Source organism: Yoonia sp. R2-816 (assembly GCF_046762905.1).
Taxonomy (GTDB): Bacteria; Pseudomonadota; Alphaproteobacteria; order Rhodobacterales; family Rhodobacteraceae; genus Yoonia.
In genome coordinates this window covers 191,256-207,631 of record NZ_JBKQXN010000324.1, presented here as the reverse complement: position 1 = coordinate 207,631, position 16,376 = coordinate 191,256, and the positions used below count along the sequence as shown (strand labels likewise).

The window sequence follows — 16,376 nt, the reverse complement described above, 5'->3', positions numbered from 1 at the left end:
AACACGCGATCTGCTGCCTTCGTTCCATTGACCTTCGCTGACCGCAGCCCACCTTCAGATGCAGACAAAGAGATAACGCCCCACATGCCAACAACCGTCCTTCTGACCGGCGCGTCCGGTTACATCGCCAAACACATAGCTTTGCAATTGCTGAACGCGGGCTACCACGTGCGCGGCACCCTTCGCAGCCTGTCGCGGGCATCAGAGGTGACAGATGCGGTGCAGCCGCATTTGAACAATGCCAGCGATCTTGAGGGCCGGTTGCGATTTGTTGCGCTGGATTTGGCCAGCGATGACGGTTGGGATGCTGCCATGGAGGGTGTGGATGTGCTGATGCACACCGCGTCACCTTTCCCCATGGTGCAGCCCAAGAATGAGGACGAGGTGATCGGCCCCGCGGTGGACGGTGCGTTGCGCGCATTGCGGGCGGCAAAGGCTGCGGGCATCACGCGGGTGGTCATGACATCATCGACCGCTGCGATTTCCGGCTCACCATTGCCAGCGGATGACACGGCGTATGATGAAACCAACTGGACCGAACCGGATGATCAGAACATCACGCCTTATGCCAAGTCCAAGACGCTGGCGGAATTGGCCGCCTGGGATTATGTGCGCGATCATGCACCAGAGATAGAGCTGACAGTCATCAATCCGGGCTTTGTTGTTGGTGCGCCTTTGGGCCGTGGCTTTGGCACATCTGTCGCAGTGATTGAACGCATTCTCCGCGCCAAGGATCCGATGGTACCGGGGTTCGGCTTCACGGCGGTGGATGTGCAAGACGTGGCCGAGATGCATGTCGCCGTCATCGACAAGCCCGGGACCCATGGCCAGCGGATCATGACCGTCGATCAGTTCATGTGGTTCGCCGATATGGCAAAGGTGATCAAGGCCGCCCATCCGGGCCGAAAGGTTGTCACGCGGGTGGCCCCTGATTTTGTCGTCAAGTTTCTAGGGCTTTTTGACCCGGCAATCCGGTCGATCATTCCTGCTTTGGGCAAGCGCGAAAAGGTAGATAACAGCCGCGCAGTTGCGACGCTGGGGCGGGGTATGCGGCAGGCCCCGAAGGCGGTTGTCGCGACGGCCACCTATTTGATCGAGAACAAGATCGTTTAGGCTGAACGGCTGATCGCGTCGATCAGCCGCCCCCGTGCCACTGGCATTGGACGGTCACCAAGGCTTTTGATCAGGCGGTGTTCGATGAAGTAACCTGTTGTGCCAAGCGCTGTCACAATCTCGGCGTTGGACGCATCGCCCTGCCCTGCCAAGACGGGCGGCAGTGGCAGCAAACGGTCGGCCCACTCCCCAGCGGCAGTGCGGCTCACGGCGCGGCCCGATTTGGGTGAGACATAGATCAGTTCTTCGTTCACCCCATGCACGGCGCATTGGGACAGATCCATGCCAAAACCCATTTCGTCCAGCAGCGCCTGTTCCCACCGCAAGTAAGCCAGCGGCCAGACCTCGGCCTGCCCCAGCAGATCAAGCAAAGCAATCGTGCGGTCATAAAGCGGCGCATGTGCCTCGCGTTCGGGCAGGACATGGGACAGGATCGCGCAGACCGCGTTCAAGCCTGCCAGCGCCAGTCGATCCGCCATGGCGGCCGCCGCACGGCTGCGGACCGGTTCGATAGTGAAGCTACCCAGATGGCTGTCGAGCCGCGCCTTCCATGTGGCCGAAACCTGTGCGCCGGGCTGCAGCGTCGGGGCGATCTTGCGGCTGGTGCCGCCCCGCACGACGCCCGCATGCCGGCCATGGGTCGCGCTGAAAAGCTCGACAATCACAGATGTCTCGCCAAAGGGCCGGGTGGCCAGAATGGCCCCTTCATCGGACCATTCGATCATGACAACCCCGGTTCATCGAGCAGGTGACGGCCTGCGCGATCCTCAACCTCAATCACCCACAGATCCGGGTCAAAACTGCGCTGTTTGGTGATGGAGGCATCCACCTCACCCTCGTCCCCTTCGGTCAGAACGATCCATTTACGCTCGCCGCTCATCAGATCGAAGCTTCGCTGATAACAGCGGGCCTGTCCGTCGAGCGTGTTGAGCTTAACCAGCACGGCCCCGGCGGTCCCATCACCGCGTTTGACCACAAAGGCCGGGATATCCTGCAAGCGCAACCGCGTCAGGTAAGCGGACACCCAAATGTCGGCCGTCAGTTTCATGGGTGGCCCCGTCCCGGGCCTGACCTGGGACCTCCACGTCGGTCCCGGTCGAGGTCCCGGGTCAAGCCCGGGACAGGTGGTCTATGCATTGCCATCTTTGAAATCGAGGCCCATTTCGGAATAGCGTTCCGCATCTTCCAGCCAGTTTGGCCGCACCTTGACCTGCAGGAACAGATGCACGCGCCGCCCCAGAAACTCCTCCAGTTCCAGCCTTGCGGCCTTGCTGACCGCCTTGATCGTCTCACCGCCCTTGCCCAGCACGATGCCCTTGTGTCCGTCGCGGGCGACATAGATCAATTGGTCGATCCGGGCCGATCCATCGGGGCGTTCTTCCCAATTTTCGGTCTCGACCGTCAGTTCGTAGGGCAGTTCCTGATGCAGGCGCAATGTCAGTTTTTCGCGGGTCATTTCGGCGGCGATCATGCGCATCGGCAGATCGGCGATCTGGTCTTCGGGATAGAGATACGGGCCTTCGGGTACTTGGGTCACCAACCAGTCCCGCAAGGCGTCGCAGCCATGCCCACGCTCTGCCGAGATCATGAAGGTTTCGGCAAAGGGATAAGCGTCGTTCATGTCCTTTGTCAGGGCCAGCAGCACCTCTGATTTCACCTTGTCGATCTTGTTGATGGCCAGTGCTACGGGGCTTTTACCGGCCCGATCTGCCAGTGTTTCAAGGATCGTTTTTACGCCGTCGGTCATGCCGCGATGCGCCTCGACCATCAGAACAACCACATCGGCATCGGCCGCCCCGCCCCAGGCGGCGGCGACCATCGCCCGGTCCAGCCTTCGGCGCGGTTTGAACAGGCCCGGCGTGTCGATAAAGATCAGCTGCGCGTTCTCGGCCATCGCCACGCCGCGAATGCGCGCGCGCGTCGTTTGCACCTTATGCGTCACGATCGACACCTTGGCCCCGACCATACGGTTGAGCAGGGTGGATTTGCCGGCGTTCGGTTCACCAATCAGGGCGACAAAACCTGCTTTGGTCGGGGCATCGGTCATGTATCGACTTTCTTTAATAACGCGCTGGCGGCGGCCTGTTCAGCCTGCCGTTTGGACCCGGCCGTGGCCTGTTCGGCAGGGCCGGAGGCGAGCCGTACTTCGATTGTAAAGACAGGCTGGTGATCAGGTCCAGTGCGGTCGACTTCCACATATTGTGGCGGCACCTCGCCGCGCGCCTGCGCCCATTCCTGCAAGGCGGTTTTGGCATCGCGGGCATCTTCGGCCACATTGTGAATACGCCTGCCCCAAAGCCGCAGGATGGCGTCGCGGGCCGCGTCAAAGCCGCCATCGATATAGATTGCGGCAAGCACCGCCTCCATCGCGTCAGCCAATAGCGCCTCTTTCCGGCGACCGCCTGATTTCATTTCGGAGCGGCCCAGCTTGAGGACCTTGCCCAGATCAATCTGACGCGCCACATCGGCGCAAGCCTCGCGCCGGACAAGGGCGTTGTAACGCGGTGCCAACAGGCCTTCGGGGGCGGATGGGTCGGCCTTCAGCAGCGCCTCGGCCATGACAAGCCCCAGCACACGGTCGCCGAGGAATTCCAGTCGCTGATTGTCGTCCCGGTGCGGGCTGACCATGGAGGAATGCGTGACAGCACGTACCAGATGTTCAGGCTGGCGGAACTGATAGCCAAGCCGTTCGGAAAACGTATTGAGGTCTGCGGACAGTTTCATTGCACTGGCCTGAAGTAGCGGTCAGAACGCCAGTTTGAAACATCGGCCAAAGACCGGCCCGCCGATGAAAATACTACGCGGGCCACGCGGCGGCGGACATTTTCGGCGGGTACAAAGCCGACGCCACCGCGCAACCGGTCGATGCGGCTGTCAACGGAGTTGTCGCGGTTGTCGCCAAGCATAAAATATTGGCCTTCTGGCACTGTGAACACGCCGGTATTGTCGGTGGCGCGATCCCCGATATTCAATATGGCATAACTGATGTCATTCGGCAGCGTCTCGATCTGCTGCTGTTTCTCGCAATCCCCGCCTATGCCGACTGGGTCATTGGCGCATGCGGGCCACCCACCGACGGGACCTTGCGGTTCCATAACATCGATAAAACTTCCGTCACTCTGCAGATCAACGGGTTGATCGTTGAGCGTTAGCCCCCCATCCACCATCTGCACCCGGTCACCCGGCAGGCCGATCAGTCGGGCGATAAAAATGGCGTCATTGGTCGGGTGACGGTAGACGAGGACATCGCCACGCTCTGGCGCGCCCCACAACGGGGTGGCAACGACGTAATCTCCTACCAGCAAGGTCGGTTTCATCGATCCGCTGGGGATCCAGTACGGTCTCCAGTAAAACACGGCACCGATCAACGCGATGGCCAGTGGCAATCCGATGATCACGTGCCGCATGGATCAGTCCAATGCCTTGAAGAACCGGTCGCTGCGCCATGTCCAGAAGGCAAGCATGGACCGTCCGGCGGACGAGAACATGACGCGGTCGGCCCGCCCGACGATATCCTTGCGTTCGACAAAGCCGACACCACGGCTGGCCTGGGCCACGCGGCTGTCGGTGGAGTTGTCGCGGTTGTCGCCCATGAAGAAAAACTGCCCTTCCGGCACGGTGAAAACACCGGTGTTATCCGTCCGGCGGTCGCCGATATTCAGGATGGCGTGGCTGACCCCGTTCGGCAGGGTTTCGATCTGGCGTTCCTTTTCACATACGGCCCCAAGGCCCACGGCACCGTTTGCGCAGCCCGGCAACCCGCCCAGCGGCCCCTGTGGTTCATAGGTTTCCACGAACACACCTGCATCTTCGAGCTGAACCGGCTCATCGTTGATGTGGAGCCGCCCGTCTTTCATCTGGATGCGATCACCCGGCAGGCCGATCAGACGCTTGATGAAGTCACGCCCATCGACGGGATGGCGGAACACAACGATATCGCCCCGTTCCGGATCAGAGCCGAACAGCCGGTCGTCATAGCCTTCAAACCAGCCGCAGAAATCTTCCGCCCCAAGATCGACCCCGATCTGGGGAATGCGGATTGATGGACAGGAGGCATAGGAATACCCGTAAGCCATTTTATTCACGAATAAAAAATCGCCGATCAGCAACGTATCTTTCATCGAACCGGACGGGATCCAGAATGGCTGGAAAAAGACGGTGCGGAAGATACCGGCGATCACCAGCGCCCAGAACACTGTCTTGATCGTCTCGATAATGCCACCGATAAAGCCTTTTTTCTCGGCCATTTTGATATCCTTTGAACGTTTGGGGCTACATGAGGCTGCGCGCCTGCACTGTCAAGCGATGGGCCGCGCCTCGATCACCACAAAGGCCTGCGCCCAGGGGTGATCATCGGTCAAAGTCACGTGAATAATCGCCTCGTGGCCGGGCGGGGTCATCTTGTCCAGTCGTTCCTTGGCCCAGCCGGTGACGTGCATGATGGGCTGGCCGCTGCGCAGGTTGGTGACTGACATGTCCTTCCAGGCGATGCCCATGGCGAGGCCGGTGCCGAGGGCCTTGGAACACGCCTCTTTCGCGGCCCAGCGTTTGGCGTAGGTGCCGGCGACATCGCGGCGCCGTTCGGCCTTGGCCTGTTCGATTTCGGTGAAAACACGGTTGCGGAAACGGTCGCCGAACCGCTCGAGCGTGCCCGCGATCCGGTCGATATTTGCAAGATCGGTACCGACGCCGAGGATCATGAAAACCCCGAAAAAACGCGGTCGGCATCGCGTCGGATTTGCGTCGGCAAAACGTCGGACCCCATCGTTATGGTTCTGTAAGCTTTCCAAGAGGATTTTGTGGCAGTCATCACGCGCCCATGTCCAGATCAATCACCATGATCCCGTCCGCCCCGCCCTGGCAAAGCGCCACAAGACGTGCGCCCAGCGCACTGTGCTGCGCGTCGTTGGCATATGTGTTCAGCGCGTCGGCATCCCCAAACGTCCCGACAAAACCATACGGGTATTGCGCGGATTTGTTTTCGAAATCCCGGTTGGGTCCGTGTTCGAAATCGGTGAACCCCGGCAGGTGACCGACCAGCTCCGCAAGCTGCTGCATGATGTCGGCCAGTTCGCCTGCATCGTGATCGGGGGTCAGCGCCAGAAGAACGATGTGTCGGATCATGTGTCATCCTCTGCCGCGTAGATATGGGCCACCCGGTCTTCGTCCAGCCCGCCGTGCCATTCAAAGGCCCCGTCGCAGGCGGCGTGGAAATCCGTGATCGTCAGTTTTGGAAAGCGGAAATATTCGGGTTTGGTATTGGCCTGCTGGGCGGCAAAGATCACCCGGTCGATCCGCGCCCAGCGCATCGTCGACAGGCACATTTCGCAGGGCTGGCAGGACGCGATGAGGGTGGCCCCTGACAGATCGCGCGTGCCCAGCGCCTCGGTGGCGCGGGCGATGGCCACAACCTCTGCATGGCGGCTGACATCGTTGGTATCCGCGGCCTCGTTCCGGGCGGTCGCCACGACCTGATCATCCATGACGATGGCGGCGGTGAAGATGATGGAATTGCCCTGGCGTTTGAGGTCGCAGGCATGATCGGTGACAGCGCGCATGGCGCTCTTTTCTATCGCGGTTGGTTCAAACAACGACGAGGCTCCCTTGGCTCCAACTTGTTGCGACTTGCTACCGATCACTTGAAGACATCTGACGGATTGTTCCGCTTCAGTTGGTCGGTGGCCCCCATTCTAAAGGACACCAAATTGCTAAATGCAATCGCCACCGTGATGAACAGGAAAGCTCCAATAGCCAGTCCTCCCGCACCAGCCGAATAGAGCCACCCATTGAATTCAGGCTCAAATGCGACGAGCATGACCAGAAAAATGCCCTGCGCGCCGACAGCGAGAAGCGTGCCAATCAGCGTAAAAGTGACCGTTTCCGATCCCGTGGGCATCCGTTTGTATTTGGCTGCGTGCTTGGGCCCTTCAATCCCGGCGGCGATCATCGCGGGTACGATCAAGATAAATGCAGTCGTAAGATTTACCCCCAACACTCGCTTAATGAGCCCCAGAACTATCGGCAGACCGAACGTAAGCACGAATACAACGGCAGCGTATCGCAGAAAGTTCATTTAGACTCCACTCCGCGCCTCGTCCATGATCCGCCGCATTTCGGTGATGGCGGGGGTCAGGCCGCGAAAGATCGCTTCGCCGATCAGGAAGTGACCGATGTTGAGTTCGACCACCTGCGGCAGGGCCGCGACGGGGCCGACGCAATCGTAGGTCAGGCCATGGCCTGCATGCACCTCTAGCCCGAGGCTGTCGGCGAAAGCGGCCATGTCGGTGAGTTTCTTGAGTTCCTCATCCCGTTCGTCGAACCGCCCTTCGGCATGGGCGTCACAATAGGCGCCGGTGTGCAGTTCGATGACCTGCGCGCCGATCCTGTGCGCCGCTTCGATCTGGCGCTGGTCGGCGGCGATGAAGATCGACACCCGGCAACCGGCGTCGCGCAGAGGGGCGATGTAATGGGCGAGCGAATTCTCTTCGCGGGCGACTTCGAGCCCGCCTTCGGTTGTCCGTTCCTCGCGTTTTTCCGGCACGATGCAGACCGCGTGGGGTTTGTGGCGCAGGGCAATTTTCTGCATTTCCGCAGTCGCGGCCATTTCGAAATTCAGCGGACCCTTAAGGGCGTCCATCAACCCTTCGATATCGGTGTCAGAGATGTGCCGCCGGTCTTCGCGCAGATGGGCGGTGATTCCATCGGCCCCGGCCTCTTCCGCCATGATGGCGGCGCGGATCGGGTCCGGCACGGCCCCGCCGCGTGCGTTCCGCACGGTTGCCACGTGGTCGATATTTATCCCAAGTCGCAGTTTTTCGGTCATCGGCGTTCCCCTTTTACGGCCAACCTAGCGCGGTCACTGACCCGCGTCATCCGCAGATGGTGTCTTTTTCGTCAGCTGCTCGAGCTTGGCGCGCAGCGCCTTTTTGCGCCGCTTTTGGTAGGCGGTGATCAGGGGCACGGCAAAGTAATAAGCCACCGTCCCACAGATGAGGCCCGGGATGATCCCGCCGATCATGTAGGGGTAGAACACCTCGTGATAGAAATCGATCAACCCGCGCCAGTCGGCGGTGGCTGGTGTGAACATCGCCATGAAATTATGCCACAGGTCAGAAAACGCATTGGCAAACTGGCAGCCAAGGGCGCAGAAGTCTTCGGGGATGTCTTCGCCGATGCCGATCAGTTTGGCGTCGAACGGCCGCCCCAGCAGCAGATACCCGGTGCCGAGCGAGGCATAGCCGATGGGGATGTAGGTCAAGGGGTTGCCAAAGAATGTCGCCAGTAGTGAAGCAAAAACGTTGCCACGCATCAGCAGCGATAATCCGGCGGCGATGACAAAATGCAGGCCGTAGAACGGGGTAAAGGTGGTAAACACGCCTGCCGCGATCCCGCGCGAGATTTTTTCCGGCGTGTCGGGCAAACGCCGGATCCGGTGTTTGACGTAATGCGCCGCCCTTGTCCAACCGCCACGGGGATAGAAGAAGTCGACGACAATCCGCCAGATCGGCCGTCTATCCCTGCGTTTGAACACCAAGACTCGTCTTCCTTCCCGTACTGGCGAGACCGGGGTCCCGATACCGCGCGATGGAGGACACGTTGCTTTCAGCCTCGAGCGCGGTGATGACGCGATGCAGATGCTCTGCGTCGCGCAGATCCACGTCAATCAGCAACCTAAAATAGTCCGGTTTCCGGTCAATGAATCGCAGGTCAGAGATATTGGCGTTCTGTTCCCCGATCAACGTACAAACCCGCCCCAGCACACCGGAATCATTTGTGATTGTTGCATCAAAGGTAACAGTATTGACCGGGCTGTGCGTTCCTTCATGCCAGCGCAGGTCAATCCAGCGTTCGGGCTGGTCTTCGTAATCGGCCAGCGCCTCACAATCGATGGCATGGATTTTGACACCGTGACCGCGATAGGTGATCCCGACGATCCGTTCACCCGGCACAGGCTGACAGCAGGGGCTGCGCTGCTGGACCTGATCTGCGGCGAGGCCCACGACAGCGCGGCCCTGGTCAATCTCGTCCCCTTGTTTGTTTTCCAATTCGGGATAGATCGCGCGCACGACGTCGCGCCCGGTGATTTCGGCGCTGCCGAGTTGTGACAGAAGATCACTGACCGTGTCGATGGCCAGCGCCTTGGCCGCTGTGCGCAAGGCCTTTTCGGTTGATCGCTTGCCCACATTCTCAAACGCTACCCGCGCCAGTTCCCGCCCCAGCCGGATGAACCTTTCCCGGTCTTCCTCTTTCAGGCTACGCCGGATGGCTGTTTTCGCCCGTCCGGTGACAGCGATGTCGATCCATGTCGCCTGAGGCGTTTGCCCTTCGGCAGTGATGATATCGACCGATTGTCCGTTTTTCAGCCGGGTCCAGAGCGGGACGCGCAACCCGTCAACCTTGGCCCCCACGCAGGCCGACCCGATCCGGGTGTGGATCGCGTAGGCAAAATCGATGGGGGTGGCCCCGCGCGGCAGTTTGATCACGTCGCCCTTGGGGGTGAAGCAGAACACCTGGTCGACATACATCTCAAGCTTGACCGCTTCGAGGAATTCATCGTGGTCCTGGTCTTCGTCCAGACGTTCGGTCAGGGATGAAATCCAGTGGACCGGATCGACGGCGAACCGGTTTTCGACCCGCTCCCCGTTCTTGTAGGACCAGTGGGCGGCGACCCCGGTTTCCGCGACCTCGTGCATTTCGCGGGTGCGAATCTGGACCTCCACCCGTTTGCCGTCGCGCCCGGACACGGTGGTGTGGATCGACCGGTAGCCGTTGGATTTCGGTTGGCTGATATAATCCTTGAACCGTCCCGGCACCGCGCGCCAGCGTTGGTGGATCGCACCAAGGACGCGGTAGCAATCGGCTTCGGTCGCGGTGATGATGCGGAAACCGTAGATGTCGGACAGGCGGCTGAACCCCTGATCCTTTTCCTGCATCTTGCGCCAGATCGAATAGGGTTTCTTGGCCCGACCGACAACATCGGCCTGAATGTTGGCCTTTTCCAGCTCAACGCGCATATCAGCCGTGATCTTTTGCACCACATCGCCTGCTTCACGCTGCAGCGTGATGAACCGCCGGATGATCGAGTTGCGCCCTTCGGGGTTGAGGACGCGGAATGACAGATCCTCAAGCTCTTCACGCATCCATTGCATCCCCATGCGGCCAGCGAGTGGGGCGAAAATATCCATCGTCTCGCGCGCCTTTTGCGCCTGCTTTTCGGGGCGCATAGATTTGATGGTGCGCATATTGTGCAAACGGTCGGCGAGTTTGACCAGCGTCACCCGCAGGTCGCGCGACGTGGCCATGAAGAGTTTGCGGAAGTTTTCGGCCTGTTTGGTTTCGGTCGAGTTGAGTTGCAGGTTGGTCAGTTTTGTGACCCCATCGACCAGTTCCGCAATTTCGCGCCCGAACCTTTTTTCCACGACTGCAAAAGACGCTTTGGTGTCTTCGATCGTGTCGTGCAGCAAGGCGGTCACGAGGGTTGCGTCATCCATCTGCTGTTCAGCAAGGATACCCGCGACCGCGACAGGATGCGAGAAATAGGGTTCGCCAGAATGACGAAACTGGCCCTCATGCATTTGCTCACCAAAGACAAATGCATCGCGCAGCAGGGATTCGTTCGAGCGCGGGTTATAGGTACGGACCAGTGCAATGAGATCGTCCGCCGTCGTCATCTGGGTCTGCGCCTTTCATTGCACGGCCGGTCTACGGCATCTGGTGGCGTTGCCTGATACGGCTTGCCACATGTTTCTGTTCACAATCGCTCGTTTCTAAGCAATTGAACGACAAAGGAATAGGCTATTTCTAACGTCGTTGGCGCAGAAATCAGCATTTCCTGCAGATTTGCTTTGGACTGCGGGTCTGACCACGCCCACAACGACATTATTGTCCGCCGCGTGACCCAGCATTCACGTCATTCGTGGCGCCGAGAGTTCCCGCCATCAGAGAGTCGTGGGCAAGCCATGCCGCGTCGCGCTGAGCAATGCCACCATTCCGGCCAGATTATACACAATCGGCACCTGATTTCCGGGAGATTCACCAACCAGACATGTATGGGCGACAGCGTTTTGCAACTCACGTCGTTTTGGGGAAATGAACGATGATCATGAAGAACAAACTTCCGTCAACGCGGTCGGGCTTGGCGAAACCGCCCCGTCTGGATGTAACCTGACCATCGCAAGGCAAAAGAAAACCCCGATAAGGGCCATGCTTATCGGGGTTGAAAATTTCGGTACGACGTCGGAATGACGCCGCAGCTTGGCGCACTTAACGCTGCCCTTGCGCCTCCATCAGCGCACGCAGCAATTTCTCTTCTGACATGTCGTCTTCGACAGGTTTGTCGGTTTCGGCACCCATCAGTAGCGACATGCTGTCTTCTTCCGGCTCATCAACCTCGATCTGGGTCTGGTTGGCTTCGATCATGCGTTCGCGCAGATCGTCGGCCTGCTGGGTTTCTTCTGCAATCTCGCGCAGGGACACGACAGGGTTCTTGTCGTTGTCGCGGTTCACCGTGATCGGCGCACCGGCGGAAATTTCGCGGGCGCGATGGGCCGCAAGCATCACAAGCTCAAACCGGTTGGGAACTTTATCGACGCAATCTTCGACGGTGACGCGGGCCATTTGCGATCTCCATTGGGAATCTGACAGAAGTTAAGACGCGGTCTTTAGGCGGTTTGCGACGTGTTGGCAAGGGGGATGCGAATTTGATCGGTTCGAGACTCGGCCGCTATTAGTCTTCTCGCCTTAGTGCCTCCGCCCAATCACAAGCCACCGCCTTGCCCAAATCGCAGCCCCGCTGATAAAGACGTTCCGCCTCCACAAGGTCTTGATCCACAACAACACCATTTTGGTGAAAGCTGCCCAAATTCACGCAGCTGATAGCGTGCCCATCATTGCATCCCTGCCGATAAAGGAGTGCCGCCTCCGTTTGATTCACATCCGTCCCAAGCCCCACACTAAGAAGATTGCCCAAATTAGTGCAGCTGGCGGCATGCCCGCCATCACAACCTCGCTGATACAACTCAGCAGCCTTGACATAGTCCACGTCCATTCCAAGCCCTTGAGAATGCAAAGCGCCCAAAAACGTACAGCCCCAAGCATGTCCACCATCGCAACCTTGCCGATATAGACGCGCAGCCTCGCTGTAGTTTACGGCCATGCCAAGACCATCGCGGTGCAAATAACCCAAGAAAGAACACCCATCGGCATGTCCACCATCGCAAGCCCGTCGATATAGACGTGCGGCCTCGGCATAGTTTACGTCCATCCCAAGTCCTTCATCGTGCAATATTCCCAGATTAGTGCAGCCCCAAGCATGACCGCCATCACATCCTTGCTGATACAGACGTGTGGCGTTGCGGTAACTTGCGTCGACCCCAAGTCCATCTTGATACAACTGACCCAAATAAGAGCAACCACCAGCATGACCGCCATCACATCCCTGCCGATACAGACGCGCAGCTTCAGCATAGTTGACATCTGTTCCAAGGCCTCTTGCATGCAAAAAACCCAAATTGGTGCAGGCTGCGATGTCCTCACCCTCGCAGGCTGCATACCACAAGCGCCACGCTGCTTCCGCATCGAGTTCCCAAACCGCAAGTCCACGTCTTAGACATTCACCAGTCACTCCACCTTCACAAGCGAGAGTGATGAAATCCAATTGCGCGTGCTCTGCGGACGTCAATTCTGCCACGTCAAGGCATACTCGACCTTTAAATAACGCACAAAGTGCACGGTCCGCAAAACTGACTCCATCCTGTTGCCTCACAAATGTGCTGCTGAATGCAATCGACCCAGCGAATGTAACAACACCAACGCTGCCCGCCAAAAGCAGAAACAGCACCTTTATCGGCTTCCCTTCAACATCCAGCCAATACGACACCCGCAATCGCGTCGCCAAACGCATCAGCCAGGTCGACCCGATGTAGGCCCATGTCCAGACCGACGTCAGGAAGGTCGAATAGAAGAACACTGAAAAGATGGAAAAGACGCCGAGGATTTCGGCGAATGTTTCGATTTCTCCGTCATGCAGCGGGCTGTTGATATATCCGAAGATAGCGATCCAGATGATCAGGGCCGAGATCATAAGATCGAGGATAAGCACCCCGATCTGCGCCAACACCCGGCGTGGCATGCGTCCCAGCAGCCAGCGTGTTTCCAGCAGCGACACATAGTCGGCCGCGATGTTGACGATCATCCCTATGATTAGCAACGACCCCAGCGTCGTGTCGCTTTGCATGCGCAGGCCGATTGTGTTTGCGCTGCCCATCAACAACCAGATCAGCACGACAGCAATAAGGGTGGCGGCCACTGATCGCAGAAAGCAGCGGACTGAGAAGTGGTTCTGCCCAAAGACCGCATCAAAAAGGCCAATGAAACTGTCGCTCCAACGTGTTTCGGAATGCGCACCCATAAGCCACAGTGCCACATCGTCCCGCCGGTCCTGATTGAGCAGGCTGGCCAAGGATGTCAGCCCGAACATGAAGGTCGCGAGACCCAAGGCCCAAGCCCAGTTGTTGGCAAGATAGGTTAGAACTGAGCCACTATCCATATTAGATAGTCCCTAGAAATATGAGTATCACAATAACTTGGATAAACTCTAAGGATACCTCGCAGAAAATCAATGTGGCACGATAGAGCGCCTTTCTTCGGCTGGTCGCTTGCCGAGCATTTGCGTGATCGTCTGGTCCAGAACCGGATGCCGCCAGTCCGGCGCGACATCTGCCAGCGGCACCAAGGCAAACGCGCGGTCCTGTACCCGCGGATGCGGCAGGATCAGTTGATCGGGGGTTGCCTGGGTCTGGGCGTCAGGCGGCAGGTTGCGCCAATGCGTCTGTGTTTGCACATCGGGGCAGATCGCATCGCCCAATCCGATCAGGTCTATGTCGAGGGTTCGCGGCCCCCAGCGGACGGTTCGTGCGCGCCCTGCTTCGGCCTCAACCCCGTGCAAAAGAGCCAGCAAATCGTGAGGTGACAGAGCTGTGACAAAGGCCAATGCCGCGTTCACGAAATCGGGACCGGACCCCGGCGGAAAGGCCGGCGTCTGGTACAATCCGCTATATTTTGCGGTGACTTGCGCGGCCTTGGATACCGCTGCCATGGCTTTTTGGACAGTTGCCGTTGCGTCACCCCACGGGGAAATATTATTACTTCCTAATGTAATAAGCGCCAAACCCCCGCCGACGCCATTTTTCTCTACTTGCCACATGGTGATAAAGCCGTACATTAATTTCATCTTGCGCACACATACCACTCACACAGGGACAACACTGCAAGACATACAATTTGGAAGGACAATTTATGTTTTATCGGGACGAGCGATTGGCGCTCTTCATCGATGGATCAAATCTATACGCAGCGGCTAAGTCACTCGGGTTTGACATCGATTACAAACTGCTTCGTCAGGAATTCATGCGGCGCGGTAAGATGCTTCGGGCATTCTATTACACCGCTCTGCTTGAAAATGACGAATACTCTCCGATCCGCCCACTCGTGGATTGGTTGCACTATAACGGGTTTACCATGGTCACCAAACCGGCCAAGGAATACACCGACAGCATGGGCCGGCGTAAGGTCAAAGGGAACATGGATATCGAACTTGCCGTCGATGCCATGGAGCTTGCCCCCCATGTGGATCATGTTGTGTTGTTTTCGGGCGATGGCGATTTCCGGCCGTTGATCGAAGCGCTGCAACGCAAGGGCGTGCGTGTGTCAGTGGTGTCCACCATCCGCAGCCAGCCGCCCATGATCGCCGACGAACTGCGCCGTCAGGCGGATAATTTTATCGAACTGGACGAATTGCGTGACGTGGTGGGACGACCCGCACGCGAACCACGTCCGGAACCGGCGGAAGAGGTCGCCGAGGAAAGCTGACGCCTCCTTGGTGAAGGCATTTTCTGCAGAATACAAATAGGCGGCATCATTGCACAGAATGATGCCGCCGATCTGTTCAAATACCCTTCCCCACAAAATCTTTTTGGATCGAGCGGCGACGATGCGCATCTGCCCGGTCCGGTAATACCTTGTTTTATAGGATGTTTCTGACTCTCGGGCATTGACATTTGTCAATGCATCAGCGGTGTGCGTGATGTAACGGAGCGATCACCTGCGCGGCTTATGCGCGATGTAAGGCACACTGATCCTGCGCAATGAGGTGCCTTTGTCAAACCGCAACGCATGCGGGTTTTCAAAGCCGACCGACAACAGCAAAGGCTGCATATCCGTGGCCGCAATCCGATGCGTCTGCCAGCGGATCTGGATGTATGTGGCCAATGCCGAGCGCGTGGTCACGCAGGCAATCAGGCAACCGCCCGGCTTCAGGACGCGCCGGAACTCGGCCAGTGCTTTGGCCGGTCGACCCAAATGCTCGACCGTGTGCGCGGTCATAACCACATCGAAACTGTCATCTTCATAAGGTAGCGCAGTGATATCCCCCTGCCTAAGATCAAGGTGAAATCCGGTGTCAGCCAAGCGCTGACCCGCTTCGACCAGCATGCGATTGGACAGGTCGATGCCGCTGAGCCGCAGCGGGCCGCGCACAATTTGGCCCAGCGCAAGAGACATCGCGCCGGTGCCGATCCCGGCATCCAAAACCCGCGGCCTGTCCTGATCAAAGGTGCGGCACGGGAAGGCTTGCTGCAGCAGGGTCGCATAGGCGTTCACCACGCCAAGCCGCCTGAGCTTTGCGTCCCATGTCGCCGCATGTTTGTCATAGAGCGTGGCCAGTTGTGTGGGATCCAACGGTCGTCGGCCGATGGCAATCTGCCAGGTGCCAAACCATCGCTGATATACAGGGATGACGTGATCGGCCGGCCCCAACACAGAGCAAGTGGATTCAGATTTCATCGGTTTGTCTTTTCAGATTACGCGCGGGACAAGTGACCCGCCGAACAATTCATCGCCGGAACGGCATGTTCCGATTGAGGAAAGGGAGAACCGGCCAACGCCGTCCGGACAGAGGTAAGCGCACTACGCGCTGTGCCATCAGCCAGAGCGGGGCAAGACCGATCTGCGTGATGCGGATCATTCCATAGCCAAAAGCCAAAATTCCGAACACGATAAGCCAGGTCGGTGGGTAACGGTCGAGTGTGGCGCGAATATGCATGGTCATGCTCCTTTCGACGCCTTATCAACCATGCGCATTTCAATGAGAATTGTCTGAATTCGTATCGCGGGCATGCAAAAATGTATGGAGCGTCGCCCGTTGTCGCCGCCACTGCAGGCCTATTCGTCACACCCCGCTATGCTGGACCTCGGCCCGCTGACGG

General features: G+C 58.5%; 20 protein-coding genes. 2 read left to right on the top strand and 18 right to left on the bottom strand.

Annotation, left to right across the window (positions count from 1 at the left end):
* Positions 1–84 precede the first annotated feature (84 nt).
* Positions 85–1,113, top strand: coding sequence for an NAD-dependent epimerase/dehydratase family protein (locus tag ACFWW2_RS23240; RefSeq protein WP_393932368.1), 1,029 nt, complete (start codon positions 85–87; stop codon positions 1,111–1,113).
* Here ACFWW2_RS23240 and recO read toward each other — a convergent pair.
* The 16 genes from recO to folK all read right to left on the bottom strand — a co-directional run bounded on the left by recO (position 1,110) and on the right by folK (position 14,317).
* Positions 1,110–1,838, bottom strand: a complete 729-nt coding sequence (recO, locus tag ACFWW2_RS23235) for a DNA repair protein RecO (protein WP_393932366.1) — start codon at positions 1,836–1,838, stop codon at positions 1,110–1,112. The genes ACFWW2_RS23240 and recO overlap by 4 nt on opposite strands.
* Positions 1,835–2,161 carry a DUF1491 family protein gene (locus tag ACFWW2_RS23230; protein ID WP_393932364.1) on the bottom strand — a complete coding sequence of 109 codons (327 nt, stop codon included), beginning with the start codon at positions 2,159–2,161 and terminating at the stop codon, positions 1,835–1,837. The genes recO and ACFWW2_RS23230 overlap by 4 nt, the downstream gene beginning before the upstream one ends.
* 81 nt (positions 2,162–2,242) lie before the next feature.
* Complete coding sequence (gene era, locus ACFWW2_RS23225) at positions 2,243–3,160, bottom strand: GTPase Era (protein WP_393932362.1); 918 nt, start codon at positions 3,158–3,160, stop codon at positions 2,243–2,245.
* The gene (gene rnc / locus ACFWW2_RS23220) at positions 3,157–3,837 is read right to left on the bottom strand and encodes a ribonuclease III (protein ID WP_393932360.1); all 681 of its coding nucleotides are present in this window, start codon (positions 3,835–3,837) and stop codon (positions 3,157–3,159) included. Before rnc ends, era begins: the two co-directional genes overlap by 4 nt.
* A complete protein-coding gene (gene lepB / locus ACFWW2_RS23215; RefSeq protein WP_393932358.1) occupies positions 3,834–4,520 on the bottom strand; it encodes a signal peptidase I in 687 nt (228 codons plus the stop codon). The genes rnc and lepB (ACFWW2_RS23215) overlap by 4 nt, the downstream gene beginning before the upstream one ends.
* A 3-nt stretch (positions 4,521–4,523) precedes the next feature.
* On the bottom strand, positions 4,524–5,360 hold the full coding sequence (gene lepB / locus ACFWW2_RS23210; protein ID WP_393932356.1) for a signal peptidase I: 837 nt from the start codon (positions 5,358–5,360) through the stop codon (positions 4,524–4,526).
* Positions 5,361–5,411: 51 nt separating this feature from the next.
* Positions 5,412–5,813 carry a holo-ACP synthase gene (gene acpS, locus ACFWW2_RS23205; protein WP_393932354.1) on the bottom strand — a complete coding sequence of 134 codons (402 nt, stop codon included), beginning with the start codon at positions 5,811–5,813 and terminating at the stop codon, positions 5,412–5,414.
* A 109-nt stretch (positions 5,814–5,922) separates the two neighbouring features.
* Positions 5,923–6,237, bottom strand: a complete 315-nt coding sequence (locus ACFWW2_RS23200) for a Dabb family protein (RefSeq protein ID WP_393932352.1) — start codon at positions 6,235–6,237, stop codon at positions 5,923–5,925.
* Positions 6,234–6,671, bottom strand: coding sequence for a nucleoside deaminase (locus tag ACFWW2_RS23195; protein ID WP_393932350.1), 438 nt, complete (start codon positions 6,669–6,671; stop codon positions 6,234–6,236). The genes ACFWW2_RS23200 and ACFWW2_RS23195 overlap by 4 nt, the downstream gene beginning before the upstream one ends.
* A 77-nt stretch (positions 6,672–6,748) precedes the next feature.
* Positions 6,749–7,186, bottom strand: coding sequence for an ABZJ_00895 family protein (locus ACFWW2_RS23190; protein WP_393932348.1), 438 nt, complete (start codon positions 7,184–7,186; stop codon positions 6,749–6,751).
* Positions 7,187–7,936 carry a pyridoxine 5'-phosphate synthase gene (locus ACFWW2_RS23185; RefSeq protein ID WP_393932346.1) on the bottom strand — a complete coding sequence of 250 codons (750 nt, stop codon included), beginning with the start codon at positions 7,934–7,936 and terminating at the stop codon, positions 7,187–7,189. It lies immediately after the preceding gene.
* A 33-nt stretch (positions 7,937–7,969) separates the two neighbouring features.
* Positions 7,970–8,647, bottom strand: a complete 678-nt coding sequence (locus ACFWW2_RS23180) for a DUF2062 domain-containing protein (protein ID WP_393932344.1) — start codon at positions 8,645–8,647, stop codon at positions 7,970–7,972.
* A complete protein-coding gene (locus tag ACFWW2_RS23175; RefSeq protein WP_393932342.1) occupies positions 8,625–10,784 on the bottom strand; it encodes a RelA/SpoT family protein in 2,160 nt (719 codons plus the stop codon). Before ACFWW2_RS23175 ends, ACFWW2_RS23180 begins: the two co-directional genes overlap by 23 nt.
* Positions 10,785–11,376: 592 nt before the next feature.
* A complete protein-coding gene (rpoZ, locus tag ACFWW2_RS23170; RefSeq protein WP_393932340.1) occupies positions 11,377–11,730 on the bottom strand; it encodes a DNA-directed RNA polymerase subunit omega in 354 nt (117 codons plus the stop codon).
* Between the two features lie 109 nt (positions 11,731–11,839).
* Positions 11,840–13,609 (bottom strand): SEL1-like repeat protein, encoded by a 1,770-nt coding sequence (locus ACFWW2_RS23165; protein ID WP_393932338.1) that lies wholly within the window; start codon positions 13,607–13,609, stop codon positions 11,840–11,842.
* Between the two features lie 120 nt (positions 13,610–13,729).
* A complete protein-coding gene (folK, locus tag ACFWW2_RS23160; RefSeq protein WP_393932448.1) occupies positions 13,730–14,317 on the bottom strand; it encodes a 2-amino-4-hydroxy-6-hydroxymethyldihydropteridine diphosphokinase in 588 nt (195 codons plus the stop codon).
* 92 nt (positions 14,318–14,409) lie between these two features.
* On the opposite strand from folK, the gene ACFWW2_RS23155 reads away from it, so the two are divergent.
* Positions 14,410–14,982, top strand: coding sequence for an NYN domain-containing protein (locus ACFWW2_RS23155; protein WP_393932336.1), 573 nt, complete (start codon positions 14,410–14,412; stop codon positions 14,980–14,982).
* Positions 14,983–15,210: 228 nt separating this feature from the next.
* On the opposite strand, the gene ACFWW2_RS23150 is transcribed toward ACFWW2_RS23155, so the two are convergent.
* Positions 15,211–15,954, bottom strand: a complete 744-nt coding sequence (locus ACFWW2_RS23150) for a class I SAM-dependent methyltransferase (RefSeq protein WP_393932334.1) — start codon at positions 15,952–15,954, stop codon at positions 15,211–15,213.
* Between the two features lie 49 nt (positions 15,955–16,003).
* Entirely contained in the window at positions 16,004–16,213 is a 210-nt protein-coding gene (locus tag ACFWW2_RS23145; protein WP_393932332.1) for a hypothetical protein, read from the bottom strand.
* Positions 16,214–16,376 lie beyond the last annotated feature (163 nt).